18 protein-coding genes are annotated in these 18,354 nt (G+C 34.4%); 9 read left to right on the forward strand and 9 right to left on the reverse strand.

Going from position 1 to position 18,354, the window contains the following annotated elements; all coding sequences use genetic code 11:
* Positions 1 to 80 precede the first annotated feature (80 nt).
* The 4 genes from GM921_RS16300 to fabG all read left to right on the forward strand — a co-directional run bounded on the left by GM921_RS16300 (position 81) and on the right by fabG (position 3,269).
* Positions 81 to 305, forward strand: coding sequence for a cysteine-rich CWC family protein (locus GM921_RS16300; RefSeq protein ID WP_182923692.1), 225 nt, complete (start codon positions 81 to 83; stop codon positions 303 to 305).
* Positions 306 to 474: 169 nt separating this feature from the next.
* Positions 475 to 1,350 (forward strand): carbon-nitrogen hydrolase, encoded by an 876-nt coding sequence (locus tag GM921_RS16305; RefSeq protein WP_182923693.1) that lies wholly within the window; start codon positions 475 to 477, stop codon positions 1,348 to 1,350.
* Positions 1,340 to 2,413, forward strand: a complete 1,074-nt coding sequence (locus tag GM921_RS16310; protein WP_182923694.1) for an agmatine deiminase family protein — start codon at positions 1,340 to 1,342, stop codon at positions 2,411 to 2,413. The genes GM921_RS16305 and GM921_RS16310 overlap by 11 nt, the downstream gene beginning before the upstream one ends.
* 112 nt (positions 2,414 to 2,525) lie before the next feature.
* On the forward strand, positions 2,526 to 3,269 hold the full coding sequence (fabG, locus tag GM921_RS16315; protein ID WP_182923695.1) for a 3-oxoacyl-[acyl-carrier-protein] reductase: 744 nt from the start codon (positions 2,526 to 2,528) through the stop codon (positions 3,267 to 3,269).
* 73 nt (positions 3,270 to 3,342) lie between these two features.
* Here the strand turns inward: fabG and GM921_RS16320 are convergent, their stop codons facing one another.
* Complete coding sequence (locus GM921_RS16320; protein ID WP_182923696.1) at positions 3,343 to 4,080, reverse strand: L,D-transpeptidase family protein; 738 nt, start codon at positions 4,078 to 4,080, stop codon at positions 3,343 to 3,345.
* Between the two features lie 69 nt (positions 4,081 to 4,149).
* Between GM921_RS16320 and GM921_RS16325 the strand changes: the two genes are divergently transcribed.
* Both GM921_RS16325 and GM921_RS16330 read left to right on the forward strand, forming a co-directional pair.
* Positions 4,150 to 6,234, forward strand: coding sequence for a hypothetical protein (locus tag GM921_RS16325; RefSeq protein ID WP_182923697.1), 2,085 nt, complete (start codon positions 4,150 to 4,152; stop codon positions 6,232 to 6,234).
* On the forward strand, positions 6,234 to 6,845 hold the full coding sequence (locus tag GM921_RS16330; RefSeq protein WP_182923698.1) for a trimeric intracellular cation channel family protein: 612 nt from the start codon (positions 6,234 to 6,236) through the stop codon (positions 6,843 to 6,845). The genes GM921_RS16325 and GM921_RS16330 overlap by 1 nt, the downstream gene beginning before the upstream one ends.
* Before the next feature lie 76 nt (positions 6,846 to 6,921).
* Here GM921_RS16330 and GM921_RS16335 read toward each other — a convergent pair whose 3' ends face one another.
* A complete protein-coding gene (locus GM921_RS16335; RefSeq protein WP_182923699.1) occupies positions 6,922 to 7,419 on the reverse strand; it encodes a hypothetical protein in 498 nt (165 codons plus the stop codon).
* 92 nt (positions 7,420 to 7,511) lie between these two features.
* Positions 7,512 to 7,811: an FtsB family cell division protein gene (locus GM921_RS16340; RefSeq protein WP_182923700.1), complete on the reverse strand. Its 300-nt coding sequence runs from the start codon at positions 7,809 to 7,811 to the stop codon at positions 7,512 to 7,514.
* A 190-nt stretch (positions 7,812 to 8,001) separates the two neighbouring features.
* On the opposite strand from GM921_RS16340, the gene GM921_RS16345 reads away from it, so the two are divergent.
* Positions 8,002 to 10,155: an alpha-N-acetylglucosaminidase gene (locus GM921_RS16345; protein WP_182923701.1), complete on the forward strand. Its 2,154-nt coding sequence runs from the start codon at positions 8,002 to 8,004 to the stop codon at positions 10,153 to 10,155.
* Positions 10,156 to 10,221: 66 nt separating this feature from the next.
* On the opposite strand, the gene eno is transcribed toward GM921_RS16345, so the two are convergent.
* From eno to carA, 5 genes are all read right to left on the reverse strand, one after another.
* Positions 10,222 to 11,517 (reverse strand): phosphopyruvate hydratase, encoded by a 1,296-nt coding sequence (eno, locus tag GM921_RS16350; RefSeq protein WP_182923702.1) that lies wholly within the window; start codon positions 11,515 to 11,517, stop codon positions 10,222 to 10,224.
* Between the two features lie 156 nt (positions 11,518 to 11,673).
* Positions 11,674 to 12,237 (reverse strand): NADPH-dependent FMN reductase, encoded by a 564-nt coding sequence (locus tag GM921_RS16355; protein ID WP_182923703.1) that lies wholly within the window; start codon positions 12,235 to 12,237, stop codon positions 11,674 to 11,676.
* A 27-nt stretch (positions 12,238 to 12,264) separates the two neighbouring features.
* The gene (locus GM921_RS16360; protein WP_182923704.1) at positions 12,265 to 13,359 is read right to left on the reverse strand and encodes an ABC transporter permease; all 1,095 of its coding nucleotides are present in this window, start codon (positions 13,357 to 13,359) and stop codon (positions 12,265 to 12,267) included.
* A 60-nt stretch (positions 13,360 to 13,419) separates the two neighbouring features.
* Positions 13,420 to 14,187 carry an ABC transporter ATP-binding protein gene (locus tag GM921_RS16365; protein WP_182923705.1) on the reverse strand — a complete coding sequence of 256 codons (768 nt, stop codon included), beginning with the start codon at positions 14,185 to 14,187 and terminating at the stop codon, positions 13,420 to 13,422.
* Between the two features lie 247 nt (positions 14,188 to 14,434).
* Positions 14,435 to 15,547, reverse strand: coding sequence for a glutamine-hydrolyzing carbamoyl-phosphate synthase small subunit (gene carA / locus GM921_RS16370; protein WP_182923706.1), 1,113 nt, complete (start codon positions 15,545 to 15,547; stop codon positions 14,435 to 14,437).
* A 356-nt stretch (positions 15,548 to 15,903) separates the two neighbouring features.
* On the opposite strand from carA, the gene panB reads away from it, so the two are divergent.
* Both panB and GM921_RS16380 read left to right on the forward strand, forming a co-directional pair.
* Positions 15,904 to 16,719, forward strand: a complete 816-nt coding sequence (gene panB, locus GM921_RS16375; RefSeq protein ID WP_182923707.1) for a 3-methyl-2-oxobutanoate hydroxymethyltransferase — start codon at positions 15,904 to 15,906, stop codon at positions 16,717 to 16,719.
* A 182-nt stretch (positions 16,720 to 16,901) separates the two neighbouring features.
* The gene (locus GM921_RS16380) at positions 16,902 to 17,597 is read left to right on the forward strand and encodes an RluA family pseudouridine synthase (RefSeq protein ID WP_182923708.1); all 696 of its coding nucleotides are present in this window, start codon (positions 16,902 to 16,904) and stop codon (positions 17,595 to 17,597) included.
* A gap of 163 nt (positions 17,598 to 17,760) precedes the next feature.
* Here GM921_RS16380 and GM921_RS16385 read toward each other — a convergent pair whose 3' ends face one another.
* Positions 17,761 to 18,231 carry a hypothetical protein gene (locus GM921_RS16385; RefSeq protein WP_182923709.1) on the reverse strand — a complete coding sequence of 157 codons (471 nt, stop codon included), beginning with the start codon at positions 18,229 to 18,231 and terminating at the stop codon, positions 17,761 to 17,763.
* Between the last annotated feature and the right edge of the window lie 123 nt (positions 18,232 to 18,354).

Here is an 18,354-nt window from a genome sequence, read left to right on the forward strand (position 1 = left end):
ACTCTGAACCTTATTTTTTGTTCCTATTTTTGTTAATCCATTGAGTTACTAATGAACAAGTGAACCAATGAACTTTAATTATGCCTTCAGCCTTATTACATAGCAAACACGAAATCATTCCATGTGAACGTTGCGGAACTGCAATAGAATGTAAGGCAAATTCTTATACAAAATGCCAATGCAGTGCAGTACAACTCACCATTAATGAAGTACAGCACATTAGTGAGTTGTACGATGGTTGCTTATGCGCTAAATGTCTTTTTGAGTTGCAACAAGAATATAGAGAGAGCCTAACCGCGAGTTAAGTTGCAAAGTCTCACAAACCTTAACCTTTTACCTTTTTACCCTCCACCTTTTTCCTTAACTTTGTTGTGTAATTTAGAATGAGTAAATTTTGAATGAATGAATGATTTGCAAAATGCAATTAAACATTCAATCCTTCTCTAATTATATCATTCAATCATTTTGAAAAACATGAGTAAAGTAAAAGTTGGCTTAGTGCAGATGACCTGTACAAAGGATAAGCAAGAAAATTTAGATAAAGCGATTGTTAAAGTTAGAGAAGCAGCGGCAAAAGGTGCACAGATTGTGTGCTTACAAGAGCTGTTTACCTCTTTATATTTTTGCGATGTAGAGGATTATGACAACTTTGATTTAGCAGAGAAAATTCCTGGCCCATCTACAGATGCTTTGCAAGTGGTTGCTAAAGAACTAGGTGTGGTGATTATTGCATCCTTATTTGAAAAACGTGCTGAAGGTTTATACCATAATACAACTGCGGTTTTAGATGCTGATGGAAGTTATTTAGGCAAATATCGCAAAATGCATATTCCTGATGATCCAGCTTTTTATGAGAAATTTTATTTTACGCCAGGCGATTTAGGTTATAAGGTTTTCGAAACTAAATTTGCTAAAATCGGTATTTTAATTTGCTGGGATCAATGGTATCCAGAAGCTTCTCGTATTACAGCTTTAATGGGCGCAGATATCATGTTTTATCCAACTGCCATTGGTTGGAACACTACACAAGACGAAGAAACCAATCAAGATCAATACAATGCTTGGCAAACCATACAACGTTCGCATTCGGTTGCAAATGGAGTTCCTGTGGTAAGTGTAAATCGCGTTGGTTTTGAGCAAGATGGGGCTATGAAATTTTGGGGTGGAAGTTTTGCAACCAATGCCCAAGGTAAGTTGCTTTACTTAGCTTCACATGATAAAGAAGAAACAGAAGTGGTTGAGTTAGATTTAAGTCAAAGTGACTACATGCGTAAACATTGGCCATTTTTAAGAGATAGACGAATTGATTCGTATCAGCCAATTACAAAAAGATATATTGATGGGGATTAGTGTGATAAATACTTCAGAACAACCTGAGTTTGTTAACTCGCCGAAAAAACAAGGTTATTCTTTTCCTGCGGAGTGGGCTAAACATGAAGCGACTTGGTTAAGCTGGCCACATAAAGAAGAAAGTTGGCCTGGTAAAATCGAAACTATTTACGAACCGTATTGCCAATTCATCAAGATTGTTGCAACAGGCGAAAAAGTGCGCATTAATGTAAGAGATGAAGTGATGAAAATATCAGCTATTGCTCATTTGCAAAAAGTTAATGCAGATTTAAGTCAGATTGAATTCTACTTCAACGAAAGCAATGATGCTTGGTGTCGAGATCACGGACCTGCATTTGTGGTTAAAGGAAATGAAAAAGCTGTTGTAGATTGGGGTTATAATGCTTGGGGAGGAAAATATCCGCCATTTGATTTGGATGATGTAATACCAACCAAAATTGCTAAACATTTTAATCTACCATTATTTACTCCAGATATCGTAATGGAAGGTGGTTCTGTAGAATTTAACGGAGCTGGAACTATTTTAACGAGTACGGCTTGCTTACTGAACGAAAACAGAAACCCTCATCTAAATAAAGAGCAAATTGAAACCTATTTAAAAGAATTTTACGGAGCAGAACAGGTTTTATGGGTAGGAGATGGAATTATTGGAGATGATACTGATGGTCATATCGATGATATTACTCGTTTTGTAAACGAAGACACAGTTTTAACGGTTTTGGAAAGTAATCCGCTAGATGAAAACCATATCTTGTTGCAAGAAAACTATGAAGCATTAAAGGAAATGAGATTGCTCGATGGAAGACCATTGAATATTATCAAATTGCCAATGCCATCGCCAGTAATCCATGAAGATACACGCTTACCTGCATCTTACGCTAATTTTTACATCGCCAATGCTGCGGTTATCGTGCCCACGTTTAGAGATGTAAATGATATAATTGCACTAGAAATTATTCAAAAAGCTTTTCCTGATAGACCTGTTGTTGGTATAGATTCTACTGATATTATTTGGGGCTTAGGAAGTTTTCATTGTTTAAGCCAACAAGAACCTTTAGTTTAGTTGGCAGTTTGAAGTTTTCAGTACAGACCGAAACAATTTACAGTTAGCCAATTCAAACAATTAACCAATTAGTATTAACTTTACAACTTTACAATTTTTACAACATTTCAATATGGGTTTACTAGAAGGAAAAACCGCACTCATTACAGGTGCTTCAAAAGGAATAGGTCGCAAAATAGCCGAAAAATTTGCAGAACAAGGTGCTAACGTTGCATTTACTTATTTATCATCAGTAGAAAAAGGGCAAGCTTTAGAACAAGAACTACAAAGCTTTGGCACTAAAGTGAAAGGCTACCGCTCTGATGCTTCTAAATTTAACGAAGCGGAGCAATTGATAAATGATATTGTAGCTGAGTTTGGTACTATTGACATCGTAGTTAACAACGCAGGGATTACAAAAGATGGTTTGTTAATGCGTATGACAGAGGAAAATTGGGACGATGTAATGAATGTTAACTTGAAATCTGTTTTTAATGTAACCAAAGCAGTTTCTAAAGTAATGATGAAAGCTCGTAAAGGCATTTTCATTAATATGAGTTCTGTAGTTGGTGTAACTGGTAATGCTGGTCAGGCAAATTATGCAGCTTCAAAAGCAGGGATTATTGGTTTCACTAAATCAGTTGCTAAAGAATTGGGTTCTCGTAATATTCGCGCAAATGTGGTTGCACCAGGCTTTATTCGTACCGAAATGACTGAAGTTTTAGATCCAGCAGTAGTTGCAGGTTGGGAAAAAGATATTCCATTAAAACGTGCTGGAGAAACAGAAGACATCGCGAATGTTTGTGTTTTCTTAGCATCAGATATGAGCGCTTACGTAACTGGACAAACTATTTCGGTTTGTGGTGGAATGCTGTAAGTAAGAATAAAGATAAAAGAACAAGGAATAAAGACTGGTTCTATAACATAAAGCTCTCCAATTTGGAGAGCTTTTATTTTACCATATAATTTCCATTCACTTGGTCAACTTTTGCTAAGTTTTTATCCTTATCAAATGCAGCGTATCCTTTTTGTAATGTTTGCCAAAAACTAGTTTGCTGAGGAAATTGAGTGCTATATTTTTTCATATTAGCATTCGTCATTTTAAAAGGAAAAATATTTACAGGAATTTCTTCTTGTCCGCCATTGCGAGCTTCTACTGCCAAAACGTAAACTTCTTTTATCTTTTCATCGGTTAAAGGAATACAACCAATGGTTACGCAATTGCCGTGAATGTAAATATCTCCACCAGTTTTATTACCTTTTCCAGTTCTAATTGAATCAACTTTGTTTGGGTAATCAACTCCTAAAGATAAATGAAAACTACTTTCCGGATTAAATACATTAATCTTGTAAAATCCTTCTGGCGTTTGCCCATCACCTTCAATTACTTTTGGACCTAAAGTGCCAGAGTGTGCACAGAAATCATACGTTTTAAATAATTTATAGTGCTTTTTATCAGGTGTTTTTAACCATAACTCTAATTTCCCCTCGCTTTTATAAGCTGCGATATACAGATTAAAACTACCATTCACTCCTGCTTTTTGTAATTCGCTTTGCAGAGATGTCCATTTCTCAGCATAGGCATTTTTAACACGTTCAAATTTTAATTGATTTTGCTTAAAAGTGTTTTGAGCAAATGCAGGTATGGTCATCATAAGAATGAGCATTAACTTTATAACTATTTTCATGAGCGTATCTATTTCGCTAACAAATTACGTTGATTTTTTTAGAAAATTAGCATCTTTACGTTTAAGCTTATGGGCAATTATTTTTCAGCATATTCTATACTTACTTTTCTTGCCTGCCTTTTATTAGGTTGTTTGTATGCTTGGCTTTTATATCGAAAAAATAGAAATCTTCATCAGAATTTAAAATACGCACTTACAATTTTAAGAATACTGGTAATTGCGGCTATTGCTTGGTTGCTTTTCGCCCCTTTAGTAAAACGGATTTCTTATACGCCCGAAAAACCAATTGTTGTTTTAGCTCATGATAACTCTATTTCTGTTGATGAAATTGAACCAGTAGGATTTAATAAACTTAAATACCAACAAGATTTAAAACAGTTAGCAGATCAGCTTTCTGCTAAGTACGAAGTGAAAACGTACAGTTTTAGTGACAGTATTAAAAGTGGCTTAAATTTTTCTGGACAAGGTAAATTGAGCAATGCTTCGTTATTATTCAATCAGTTAAATGATGAATTATTAAATAGAAATGTCGGAGCTATCATTCTAGCTAGTGATGGTATTTTTAATCGTGGTGGTAATCCATTATATGAATTAAATAAAATAAAAATACCCGTTTATACTATTGCCATGGGCGATACCATTCCAAAACGAGATGTTTTAATTGCCAATGTGAACTATAACAATTTGGTTTATTTAGATAATGAATTTACGTTGGATGTGCAGGTGCAAGCCTATGAAAGTAAAGGAGAAACCACTCAGCTTTCGGTTTTAGAAAATGGTGCGAAAGTTAAAGAACAAAGTATAGTTATTAACTCAAATAGCTTTGTGAAAGATGTACAGATAAAACTAAAGGCAAATAAAATTGGCATACAGAAATACACTATCAATTTGTCATCCTTAAAAAACGAGATCACGACCAAAAACAATAGCCAAACTATTTTTATAGAAGTGATTGATGCTCGTCAAAAAGTATTATTAGCGGCTGCGGCTCCTCATCCCGATCTAGCTACAATAAAACAAGCTATTGAACTAAATAAACATTATGAAGTTACCATTGCTTTGGCAGATGAACTGAATACAGTTGACCCAAATAAATACAGTTTAGCCATTTTATATCAATTGCCCAATACTGGAAATACGGCTACAACTTTGATTACTAAACTTCAAGAAGCAAAATTATCCCTTTGGTATATTTTAGGCGCACAAAGCAATATTGGTGCTTTTAATCAGGTGCAAAAAACACTCAATTTTAGTAGAGCAAATGGCTCTTTACAGGAAGTTTTTCCTTATCCTGATGCTAATTTCACAACTTTTAATTTGGATGCCACAGCATTAAAGCAATTGAATACGTATGATCCTTTACAAATTCCTTTTGCCAATTTAAGCATTAATGGAAATTACACTGCCGCTTTAAATCAACGGATTGGTAAAATTAACACACAAAGTCCGTTGCTGTTTTTTATAGATGATAATGGCAGAAAACTAGGATTTTTACTAGGAGAGGGCATTTGGAAATGGAAGTTGGAAGAAGCAAAAAATGAACAAAGTCTGCCATTGGTTAATGAGTTGATTTCTAAAACTGTACAATATCTTTCTGTTAAGGATGATAAACGAAAATTTAAAGTGTACAGTACAAAAAGCACCTTTGATGAAAATGAAAACATTGTTTTAAACGCAACTTTATATAATGATGCTTACGAACCTGTAAATACACCAGACGTAAATGTTCAAGTTAAAAACACTGACGGGAAGACGTTTAATTATACGTTTTCTAAATTCGGCACTACGTATCGGTTAGATGCTGGCACTATGCCGCAAGGAAATTATACTTACCTAGCCAGCACTGTTTTGGGCGATAAGAAATATACTTCTTCTGGTGCTTTTTATGTAAATGCTTTGATAGCCGAATACCAACAAACTACTGCTAATCATCAATTATTGTACACTATGGCACAGCAAACTGGTGGTAAAATGGTTATGCCAGCTAATTTGTTAAGTTTGGTTAATGAATTGGAAAAAAGTGGACAACTAAAAACAATAAGTTATGAAGACCGTAAATATGAAGAGCTCATTAATTTAAAATGGTTATTTGGATTAATTGTACTTTTATTAACCACAGAATGGTTTTTAAGAAAACGTAATGGAGAAATATAATGGATGGTAACACTACATATGTAATTGAAATATTAGGAACTGTCGCCTTTGCCATTTCTGGTTCTTTTGCGGCTATGCAAAGACGCTTAGATCCTTTTGGCGTACTTATTATTGCTTTTGTAACGTCTATTGGAGGAGGAACAGTTCGCGATTTACTGCTTGGAGATACACCAGTAGCTTGGATGAGAGATGTAAATTATTGCTTACTTATTTTAGTTACGTCTTTGCTTACTATTTTTTTCAAAACTCAAATTAAAAAGTTTAAGGTTACTCTTTTCTTATTCGATTCGCTGGGGTTAGGCTTATTTACCTTAGTTGGAGTGCAAAAAGGAATTGTTTTTGGATTAAGTCCAGGTATTTGTGTAGCACTCGGAACAATTACTGGATGTTTTGGAGGGGTAATTCGTGATACCTTATTAAATACAATTCCTTTAATTTTTAGAAAAGAAATTTATGCAACAGCTTGCATTTTAGGTGGTGTACTTTACTTTGCTCTACTGTATTTTAATCTCAAAGCAGACGTTGCTAAAATTATTGTAATTGCTTTTATTTTTACCTTAAGGATAATCGTGGTTCGCTATAAATTAGCCTTGCCAAGATTTGGGTACTGACAATAATGGAAGAAGGAGGATGTAAATCACTAACTGTTATCCTGTAAATCAGTTAATCCTATAAATCCTGATCCTGTTAAGGGTATAAAAACTCTTCTAGTTTTCCTTTTTGGTTGGCATCATTTAATTGCCATAACTCTTTAGACCAACTTTTCTTATCATCTTGTTTATCTAAATAAGGAAGTACTAAACGCATGGCACCTAAAACTAATGTCTTTTGATCTTTAATCGTAGTGTTTTCTAAAGTGAATTTGGTTAAGCTCGCCATGTACATTAACATCAAATCAGAATCAGTATTAAAAAACTTTGTGTCTTTATCTTCAAGAAAAAAAGTATAATCAAGCGTACCGTTCATCCATTTAATTAAAAACTGTCCAGCTTCTGTTCTTGAACTGTTCTTTTTATTAATTGGTGTATCAAATAGGTAAGTGGTAACTTTTAAAGCTACTGGTTCAGTATCTTTAAAATGAGCGCTTTTATTTAACTTAATGTGCTTTAAGTTGGGTAATTCTTGCGAGTAAGAATAATAAATGCTTGAGGAAAGCAACAAGAAAAATAGGATTATTTTTTTCATAACACTCTTGCAGAGTTAATTCATATTCTTTCTATGCGAATATAAAGCATTACAATGAAAATTATGTTGAAAATATTTTATTAACCGGATGGTTATTTTTTGGTGTCGCCTTTAACAATTACAAAAACATCTTCATTGTCTTTTTTCATGAAATATTTTTCACGAGCAAACTTTTCTGTAGTTACTAAATTGCTGTCTAGTTCTTTAAGATCTTTTTTAACCAAAGCAGTTTCCTTTGTATAGAAATCTTTTTCCTGCTGTAATTTGTTTACTTCTGCACGATATTCATATTGAGAAAGCATATCATTTTTATCAAAAAACAACATCCATACTGCAAAAGCCACAACAGCTAAAAAGTATTTATTACGCAAAAGTTCTAATAACCGCTTCATTAAGACAAATATAGTATTAAATAAAAACTTCCGAAGGTTTTAAATCTTCTGATGTTTTGCAAATGTGTTTATCAACTTGTTAACATCTTAATTATTTTGTTATTCTAAAATTGAAACAAAATATCAACGCTTAAAATTAGATAAATAGCATTATTTTAGTAGTTTAAGGCGTTTTTAATTATTCCCATTCATGAAGATTTTAACCAGAATTACATTAATTGCCCTTTTTTTATTTTTTAGTAGTCTCTCTTTTACTTACGCACAAGATTTTAGTTCCGTTAAAGCAATTGCGCAAAGAAGAGTTCCATGGTTAGCCTCAGCACTTAAATTTTCAAAGCTTGCTTCAACAGAAAAAGATGTTTTTGAGCTTTCTGCTGATCAGAAAAATGTTTATATCGCCGCCTCCAATGCAAATGCAGCATCGCAAGCGTTGGGTTGGTATCTTAAATATTATTGTCATAAAAGTTTGTCGCACATGGGCGATAACCTTTCAGCCCCTAAAACATTGCCTATCCTTAAAAACAAGGTTAGAATTAGTTCTCCTTATCGTTTCAGATATGCACTAAACTATTGCACCATTAATTATTCGATGAGCTTTTATACTTGGGCAGATTGGGAAAAGGAGTTAGATTGGATGGCATTAAACGGTGTTAATTTAATGCTAGCTCCTGTTGGTATGGAGGCCGTTTGGCAAAATACCCTTAAAAAAGTTGGTTATACGCAAGATGAAACACTGGCATTTATCCCAGGCCCAGCATTTTCTGCTTGGTGGTTAATGGGGAATTTAGAAGGTTGGGGTGGGCCAGTTACGCAACAGCACATTAACAAACAAGTGTTGTTAGAGCAACAAATTTTAAAACGAATGGCAGAAGTTGGTATTGAACCTGTAATGCATGGTTTTTATGGGATGATTCCGACTAGCTTAAAACAGAAATTAAAAATTGAAGTAGTTTCTCAAGGAAAATGGGCAGGAGGTTTTGCAAGGCCTGATTTTTTAAATCCAAGTGATCCACAATTTGCTCAGATAGCCAACATCTATTATGATGAAATGAGAAAATTATACGGTAAAAATCTTCATTATTTTGGTGGAGATCCTTTTCATGAGGGAGGCTCTAGTGCAGGACTTGATGTATCGCTTGCTGCCAGTAAAATTCAAGAAACAATGCAGTTCAATTTTCCAAATAGTACTTGGGTTTTACAAGGTTGGGGAGCAAATCCATCTACCAAACTGTTAGCAGGGCTGAATAAAAAAAATGCATTGATTATTGAACTTTTTGGCGAAAACACCAGCAATTACGAAAAAACAAAAGCTTATCAGGGTACACCTTTTATATGGAGTAATGTGAGCAATTTTGGTGAAAAGAATGGAGTTTATGGTCGTTTGCAGCGTTTTGCAGATGAAATATATAAAGCAAAAAACAGTGAGTATGGACCTTATTTAAGTGGAGTAGGTATTATTCCCGAAGGTATTTATAATAATCCTGTGGCATACGATTTGATGCTAGAATTAGGTTGGCATGATGAAAAGGTAGATGTAAGTAAGTGGTTAAATCAATACCAACTGTACCGTTATGGCCCAAACGATGCGACTGTTTCAAAAGCTTGGCAACAGCTCTTAGCAACTGCCTATAATAGCCCTACAGGATATCAAGAAGGACCCTCTGAATCTGTTTTATGTGCTAGACCAGCTCTAGATATCAAAACAGTATCTTCATGGGGAACTATAACAAGAAATTACGATACTTTAAAATTTAAAGAAGCTGTTCGGCTCTTTGTGCTGCCGGCAAATAAATTTAGAAACAGTGAAACCTATCAGGTAGATCGCATCGACTTTGTTAGACAGGTTTTAGCTAATAAAGCATTAAATGTTTATCAGCAAATGTGCAATGCGATTAAAGCTAAAGATGTAAATGCATTTAAGCAAAATAGTAAATTATTTACCATGATGATTTTGAAACAAGATGCATTATTGGGTAATAATCAATTTTTTACAGTGAATAGATGGCTTAAACAAGCAAAAAACATGGCTGGAATAGATGCTGTTGAACAAACGAATGCCTTAAAAAATGCTAAGGTTCAAATTACGTATTGGGGTGCTGATAATCCAGAAACGAACTTACGAGATTATGCTAACAAGGAATGGAATGGAATTCTAGGTTCATTGTATTTAGATAGATGGAAGAAATTTATTAATTATCAATTGGAGTTAATGGATGGAAAAGAAGCGAAAGTTCCTGACTATTTTACAATGGAAAAAGAATGGTCAGAAAGTAAAGAAATGTTTGAACCTAAAAAACTAAATGAAAAAGAGTTAAATAGTTTAATTACCGAAATTATGAAATAAGAAAAGCCGCTGGAAATTTAATTTCCAGCGGCTTTTAAGTTTATATATGTTAAACCTGTAGTAGGCTTATTTTTTAGCGTATTTAAAGTTTTTACCAATAAAACGTGCTGCAGCACCTAGTTCTTCTTCAATACGTAAAAGCTGATTGTATTTTGCAATCCTGTCAGAACGTGAAGCAGAACCAGTTTTAATTTGACCACAGTTTAAAGCCACAGCTAAATCTGCAATAGTTGTATCTTCAGTTTCTCCACTACGGTGGCTCATTACAGAAGTATAACCGCTGTTTTGAGCTAAACTCACTGCATTAATAGTTTCAGTTAAAGAACCAATTTGGTTAACTTTTACCAAGATTGAATTTGCAGTTTGCGTATCAATACCTTGCTGTAAACGTTTTACATTAGTTACAAATAAATCATCACCTACCAATTGAACTTTATCGCCAATTTTATCGGTTAAGCTTTTCCAACCAGTCCAGTCATTTTCATCCATACCATCTTCAATAGAGATAATTGGATATTTAGCTGATAGATCTGCTAAGTATTGTGCTTGTTCTTCGCTTGAACGAATTACGCCAGTGGCACCTTCAAATTTAGTGTAATCGTATTTTCCGTCTTTATAAAATTCAGATGAAGCACAGTCTAATGCTAAATAAATATCTGATCCTGGTTTGTAACCTGCTTTTTCAATTGCTTTTAAAACAGTTTCAATTGCATCTTCAGTACCTTCAAAAGTTGGAGCAAAACCACCTTCATCACCTACAGCAGTTGATAAACCTCTATCGTGTAAAATCGCTTTTAAATTATGAAATACTTCAGTTCCCCAACGTAATGCTTCAGAGAATGAAGGAGCGCCAACTGGCATAATCATAAATTCTTGAAAAGCAATTGGAGCATCAGAGTGAGAACCGCCGTTAATGATATTCATCATTGGAATTGGTAATGTATTTGCATTTACACCACCAACGTAACGGTATAAAGGTTGTCTGCTTTCGGCAGCTGCTGCTTTTGCTACTGCTAAAGAAACACCTAAAATTGCATTTGCACCTAAATTTCCTTTATTTTCAGTTCCGTCCAAGTCAATCATTAACTTGTCGATTAAATTTTGTTCAAAAACATCAACACCTTGTAAAGCTTGAGCAATTTTGGTATTTACATTTTCAACAGCTTTTAAAACACCTTTACCCATATAGGTTTTTTTGTCGCCATCACGCAATTCAACTGCCTCATGTTGACCAGTACTTGCGCCTGATGGAACAGCTGCACGACCCATTTGGCCATTTTCTGTAACTACTTCTACTTCTATTGTTGGATTACCTCTTGAATCAAGGATTTGTCTTGCGTGGACATCAATTATTAAACTCATTTTATTTTGGTTTTGATTAAAAATTCCCTTAGTGTAAAAAGTACAATTACCTAGGGCGTTTTCAAAGTTAAAATAATTTTTAAATTATAAGGAGGGATACGCTTAATTTTTTAATAAATCGAAGAAAATCAGTTGTATAGACGAAATAAATTCTAATTATTCGATTTCCATTTTATGTTTAGCATCTACCCAATACAGTAATTCATTTACAAAAATGGCAGCTCTTTTATCGGTAGCTGCTTCGTCACTGGGTAAGCCATTCTCATCAAATGTTTTTTCTACAGTACCTACTGGGAACATTGCCGGAATTGTTAATGCGCCAATTTTCCATAATGTAAATTGTAAGGATGTAAGTACTTGTGCACCAGCAAATGCTCCTGCCGAAACTGTTGAAATAGCAATGGGTTTACGTTTCCATTCTGCATACAATAAATCGGTAACATTTTTTAAACTAGCAGGATAACCACCATTGTATTCTGGAGTTACAATGATAATACCATCGGCTTTGGTTACTTCATCAGCAAAAGAAAGCATAGCTTCTGAAGGATTGGAAATAAATCGTAATCGTTCCTCAAAAATTGGAAAGTTATATTCTTTTAGATCAAGAATCTTGACGTTTGCTAATTTATTTTCTTCTAAAAACTTTTTAAAATAAAGTGCAACACGATGGCTATTTCGACCATTTCTAACACTAGCGGAGATGATGGCAATATTTTTCATACCCTAAGATACGACTAGACTTTTAAATTAAGACTCCCATTTAAATGTTTTAACCGCTACTGCATAAATTCCGATACCCCAAATTAGCATAATGAGCATTTGGTGTTTTACATCCCAAAGGTTAGCGCCTTCAAAGGCTACTTTGCGCATCGCATCGTTTAAATAGGTTAGGGGTAAAGCTCTGCTTATGGGTTGTAACCACGTTGGAAATGCATCTATCGAAAAGAAAGTACCCGATAGTAAAAATTGAGGTAATGTAATAATATTAGATATTGGCGGGATAGTACTCTCGCTTTTTGCTAATCCGGAAACAACGAAACCAAATCCCATAAATACAATTACTCCCATCGTTGCTAAAACGAGCATATTTATAACCGTGACGGCGCCATTAATTAAGGTGAACTTAAAGCCAAAGTGCCCGATTAAAATAATAAACAAAGCGCCTAATAAAGCAAAACCAATACGAGCTATACCTTCACCCAATACAATACTTGATCGTTTTACAGGGGTAGCAAAGAAACGCTTTATCACTAAATTTTGACGTAAACTAAAGAATACGAAAGCTGTACCAAACACACCTGTACTTAATAAAGAGAAACCTAATTGTCCTGGTAAAATAAAATCTATAGTGCGATACAAACGACCGTTTACTGTACTTGCTCTAATTTCTGTAATGGTTGGTTTTAAATTCTGAGTATTTAAATTATACGAAAGCTCGTTTAAAACCGATTTTAAAATATTGCCTTTATCTAAAGATGCTGAGGTATATTTAACGTTTGTAAAATAGGCTGGTACATGAGCTGGGTTTTTCTCTACACCAATCACTGCATCAAAATCTCCTTTTTCTAATCCTTTATTAATGGTTGCTAAGTTATCATCTTTAGTTAATCTGATGACAGGAATTTTTTCTAATGCAGCTATAATTGGATTTTGTAAATCTGAACCTGGTGCTACTGCGACATCTATTTTAGTGCCACCACCACCTAAAAATCCAAATACTAAAATAAAAATTAATGGAAAAGCTAAGGTGAAGACTACCGCAGATGGGCTGCGCATAATTGATCTGAAACTTGCTTTTGCTAATGCTAAAGTGGCTTTGGTATTACTGTATGGTGTTTGCATTTTTTGTTAAGGGTTAAAAAAGTTGTAAGGTTGTAATGTTGAAAAGTTCAATGGTTGGGGTTAATCTTCACGCCACTCTTTGCCTGTTAAATGAATAAAAACATCTTCTAAATTAGCCTTTTTTACTTCTTTCTTGCGTTCAAAACCACCTGCAATTAAATTATCTATTAATTTGTCTGGTGTATCTACTGCAATAATTTGTCCGCGTTCTACAAAAGCAACCCGGTCGCACAATTGCTCCGCTTCGTCCATATAATGTGTCGTAATCACAACTGTAGTTCCATTATTACGAATTTCGGTAATCAAATCCCAAAGGTTTCTACGTGCTTGTGGATCTAAGCCAGTTGTAGGTTCATCTAAAAAGATAATCTTTGGCGAATTGATAAGTGTAGTTGCAATAGAAAAACGTTGTTTTTGTCCACCAGATAAAGCTTTGTATCGTGCTTTGGCTTTATCCTGCAAATTTACTTTCTCTAACATTTCCATGGGTTTAACATTTACACCGTATAAACCAGAAAATAATTCAAGCAATTCTACCAAGTTTAAATTAGGATAATAACCTGCGGCTTGTAACTGCACACCAATAATTCGTTTAATGGCATTTTGATCTTTATCAATAGAAAAACCATCTACCGTTACTTCACCCGAAGTTTTTGGACGGAGCGTTTCAATAATTTCTAGTGTAGTTGTTTTTCCTGCTCCGTTAGGGCCAAGTAAACCAAAGATTTCGTTTTCATACACATCAAAGCTTAACCCTTGAACTGCTTTAAAATCATCGTAATTTTTTACCAGGTTCTTCACACTGATAATGGCATTTCTATTTTCCATGGGGATAAATGTAAGAAGGTTTATATGAATAGAAAATGAATTTTTACTAAAAAGCTAAAAATGTCGGTGAAATGATGTTTAAGTAAGGTAAATTGGATCAGGATAAGTAGGATTATAAGATTTTAGGATTAAGATATGTCAGTCTGGATGACAATTAACTAATCTGTACTAAAACAAAAAGGATGTTAGGTTTTTAATGCTAACATCCTTCATTTAAATATCTTTGCTAAGACTTATAACTAGCAGTTTACCAAACTAAATCGCCTTTGATCAAGTCTACAAAATCATCAAATAGATAACGAGAATCATGTGGGCCTGGCGAAGATTCTGGGTGATATTGTACCGAAAATGCTTTTTTGCCTTTCACACGAATACCTTCTATCGATTGATCGTTTAAGTTGATGTGGGTAATTTCTACTTTATCAGATTTTCTAACTTCATCTGGAATTACACCAAAACCATGATTTTGAGAAGTTACTTCGCAATGGTTTTTAATAATGTTTTTCACAGGGTGATTTAATCCACGATGTCCGTTAAACATTTTCATGGTACCAATTCCATTCGCTTCTGCCAATAACTGATGACCTAAGCAAATCCCAAACAATGGTTTATCTGCATCTAAAATAGATTTAACCGTATCAATTGCATACGCCATAGCTGCCGGATCTCCAGGACCATTAGAAATGAAATATCCATTTGCACCCCATTTGTTCATTTCATCAAACGTAGTTTTAGCAGGATATACTTTTACGTAAATATCTCTATCATCAAAATTGCGCAAAATGTTTTTCTTGATACCTAAATCTAAAGCAGCAATTTTATAACTAGCATCCGGATTACCGTAATAATAAGGCTCGGTTGTAGAAACCTGAGATGAAAGTTCTAATCCATCCATATCTGGTACATTAGCTAATCTCTTTTTCAATTCTTGCAAATCTGTAATTTCTGAAGAGATAATTGCATTCATCGCTCCTTTATTACGAATGTGGCGAACCAAAGCACGCGTATCAATTTCTGAAATCCCTACAATATTCTCATTTTGAAAGTTATCTTGTATTGATTCAGTCGCTTCTTTTCTACTATATACAATGTTGTAGTTTTTACAAACCAAACCAGCAATTTTTATCGATCCCGATTCAATTTCATCTTTATGCATACCATAATTACCAATATGTGCATTGGTAGTTACCATAATCTGACCAAAGTAAGAAGGATCTGTAAATACCTCTTGGTAGCCTGTCATGCCTGTATTAAAACAAATTTCGCCAGTAGTAGTTCCTATTTTACCGGCAGCTTTGCCATAAAAAACGGTGCCATCGGCCAATAACAAGATTGCAGGTAACTTGGTGTAGTTAGTCATGTGTATTACAATAAATATAGAGGGTGAAAAAAGAGAAAAAAGAATGGGATTTCGTAACGGTTATGCCGTTTTTGTAAGAAGGTAAAGAAATCTGACCGAACTCATTCATTTCAGGATACAAAGCTAGTTTTTTCAGCGGTTTTTTCAAGGATTTTTTTGAAATTTTTAATCAACTCTAGTTATTTTTAACGCAGTGGTGATAACTTTTAATCATATAAGGCATTGAAGGAAATATAAGTTGATGTGATAAACTTATATGCCCTTATATTTCTTATATGTTTCAATTCAATTACGCGGTTAAATCTTAGTTCCTTTTACAATAATAAAACCTAATTTTGTTTAACAAAACAAAGAACATGTCTGTAAACAAAGAAATAAAGCGGATTACCACTCACATTTTGCAAGAAATGAAACAACGCGGAGAAAAAATCGCGATGCTAACTGCTTACGATTATTCTATGGCAACCATTTTAGATGATGCTGGCTTAGATGTTTTATTGGTTGGCGACTCTGCATCTAATGTAATGGCTGGTCACGAAACTACTTTGCCAATTACACTAGATCAAATGATTTACCATGCACAAGGCGTAGTAAGAGGTGCTAGTCGTGCTTTTGTAGTGGTCGATTTACCTTTCGGTTCGTATCAAGGAAACTCAAAAGAAGCCTTAAACTCTGCTATTCGTATCATGAAAGAGTCTGGCGCACATGGCGTAAAGTTAGAAGGCGGAGTGGAAGTGGTAGAATCTATTCAGCGAATTATTACTGCAGGCATCCCTGTTATGGGGCATTTGGGTTTAACGCCGCAATCTATTTATAAATTTGGAACCTACACGGTTAGAGCTAAAGACGAAGAAGAAGCTAATAAATTAAAGACTGATATTATCGCTTTGCAAGATGCAGGTTGTTTTGCAGTTGTGTTAGAAAAAATTCCTGCTAAGTTGGCTAAGGAGGTTACGGCAAGTGTAAGCATTCCAACAATTGGTATTGGCGCTGGACCAAATTGCGACGGTCAGGTTTTGGTAGTGAACGATATGATTGGCTTAACTAAAGGATTTAAACCTCGCTTTTTACGTCAGTATGTAAATTTATACGATGGAATTTTAAGTGCAGCACAAGCATATATTAAAGATGTAAAAGCAAAAGATTTCCCTAACGAGAAAGAACAGTACTAGTTGGATTAAGGATTTAATAATGATTTGAAAAGCAGTTCCTGTACTCATCGGATACATCAGCCCCGCTTTCCTTTCAAGCTCAATGAAGAATTGAGGCTTTTCATCCAATCGGGTTTAGTTAACAAAAAACAGTTCATATTTCATTAATCTAACTACTCAATACTAACTACTTTATACTAAAAATGCCAATTACAGAAGCCGATATTTTATACGAAGATAACCACTTAATAGCCGTTAATAAACGTGCTGGCGATATTGTACAGATTGATGAAACTGGCGATGAACCGTTAGATGAACAGGTTAAGAAGTACATTGCTGCTAAATACAATAAACCAAATGGCGCTTTTTTAGGTGTTATTCATCGGTTAGATAGACCTGTAAGCGGTGTGATTTTATTTGCTAAAACAAGCAAAGCTTTAGAACGGATGAATGCTATTTTCAAAAATCGTGAAGTGCGTAAAACTTACTTTGCTGTGGTGCGTAATAAGCCTGCCCGATTAGAAGGAAACTTAGTGCATTGGTTAATTAAAAATCCACAGAAGAATGTGGTAACGGCCTATAATAAAGAAGTGCCCGATAGTCAACGTTCTGAATTGGATTATAAACTGATAGGGGAGCTTGGAGGTTTTTATTTATTACAAGTAAATCCATTAACAGGTCGTTCGCATCAAATTAGAGTACAACTTTCTACAATGGATTGCCCAATTGTGGGCGATAATAAATATGGTTATCCTCGCGGCAGCAAAAAAGGAAGCATTTGTTTACATGCTAGGCAATTAGAATTTATCCACCCTGTGCAAAAAGAACCTATTAAAATATTTGCCAAATTACCAGTTGATGGTTTTTGGGAAAGATATGAAGGGTTTAAGATAAGTTGATAGCCATGGTTGGTAGTCCATGATTAATAGTTAATAGTCTGGATGTATATTGTTAATGTGCTAAGGTTAAAGCGCCCAAGCAATCAACTATTACCATCAACTAATAGGCTCATAGTTTAAGCATCCAAGCAATTAACTATCCACAATTAACCATCAACTACCTTTACTTACAATCTACTTTAGTAAAAACAATCGACTGTCCAAAAGTTAATTTAGAAGTATCCTTAAACATCATTTTACCGTTTTTTCCTTCAACAACATCACCAAAGCCTTCTAGCAATTGATTTCCTTTTTTTAGAAATGCTACTTGCCTAACCGATTCTTTTCCTTCAGAATTAAAAGTATACTCGGCAAGTAATGTATCACCATGAAGTTCACCTTCTACAATGCCATTGTTTTTATCTTTCTCGTATAAGTTATACGCTAATTCACCAGTAGTAATGGTGCCGCTGTTCATTAACTTGATGGTTGCAGTATCTTTATCTTTGATATACGAATAGCAAAATTGTTGTGTTCCTGCTTGCACATTAGTGTCTAATGCAACGGTTTCAGTTTCTTTTTGCTCAGTTTTATTACTTTGGCAAGCAAAGATTAATCCGGCAAAGCCAATTAAAAGGAAGGTTATTTTTTTCATGCTAATTATTTTAATTCTAATATAGCAACAATTTATAGGTGTTAAAGTTTTGGGTTGCTTGTAACTGTAAAGCACTTACTACGTCATTCCCGTGAAAACGGGAATCGTAAAGCGGTAAAAAGA

It is taken from the genome of Pedobacter planticolens, from assembly GCF_014172375.1.
In the GTDB taxonomy this organism is placed as follows: Bacteria; Bacteroidota; Bacteroidia; order Sphingobacteriales; family Sphingobacteriaceae; genus Pedobacter; species Pedobacter planticolens.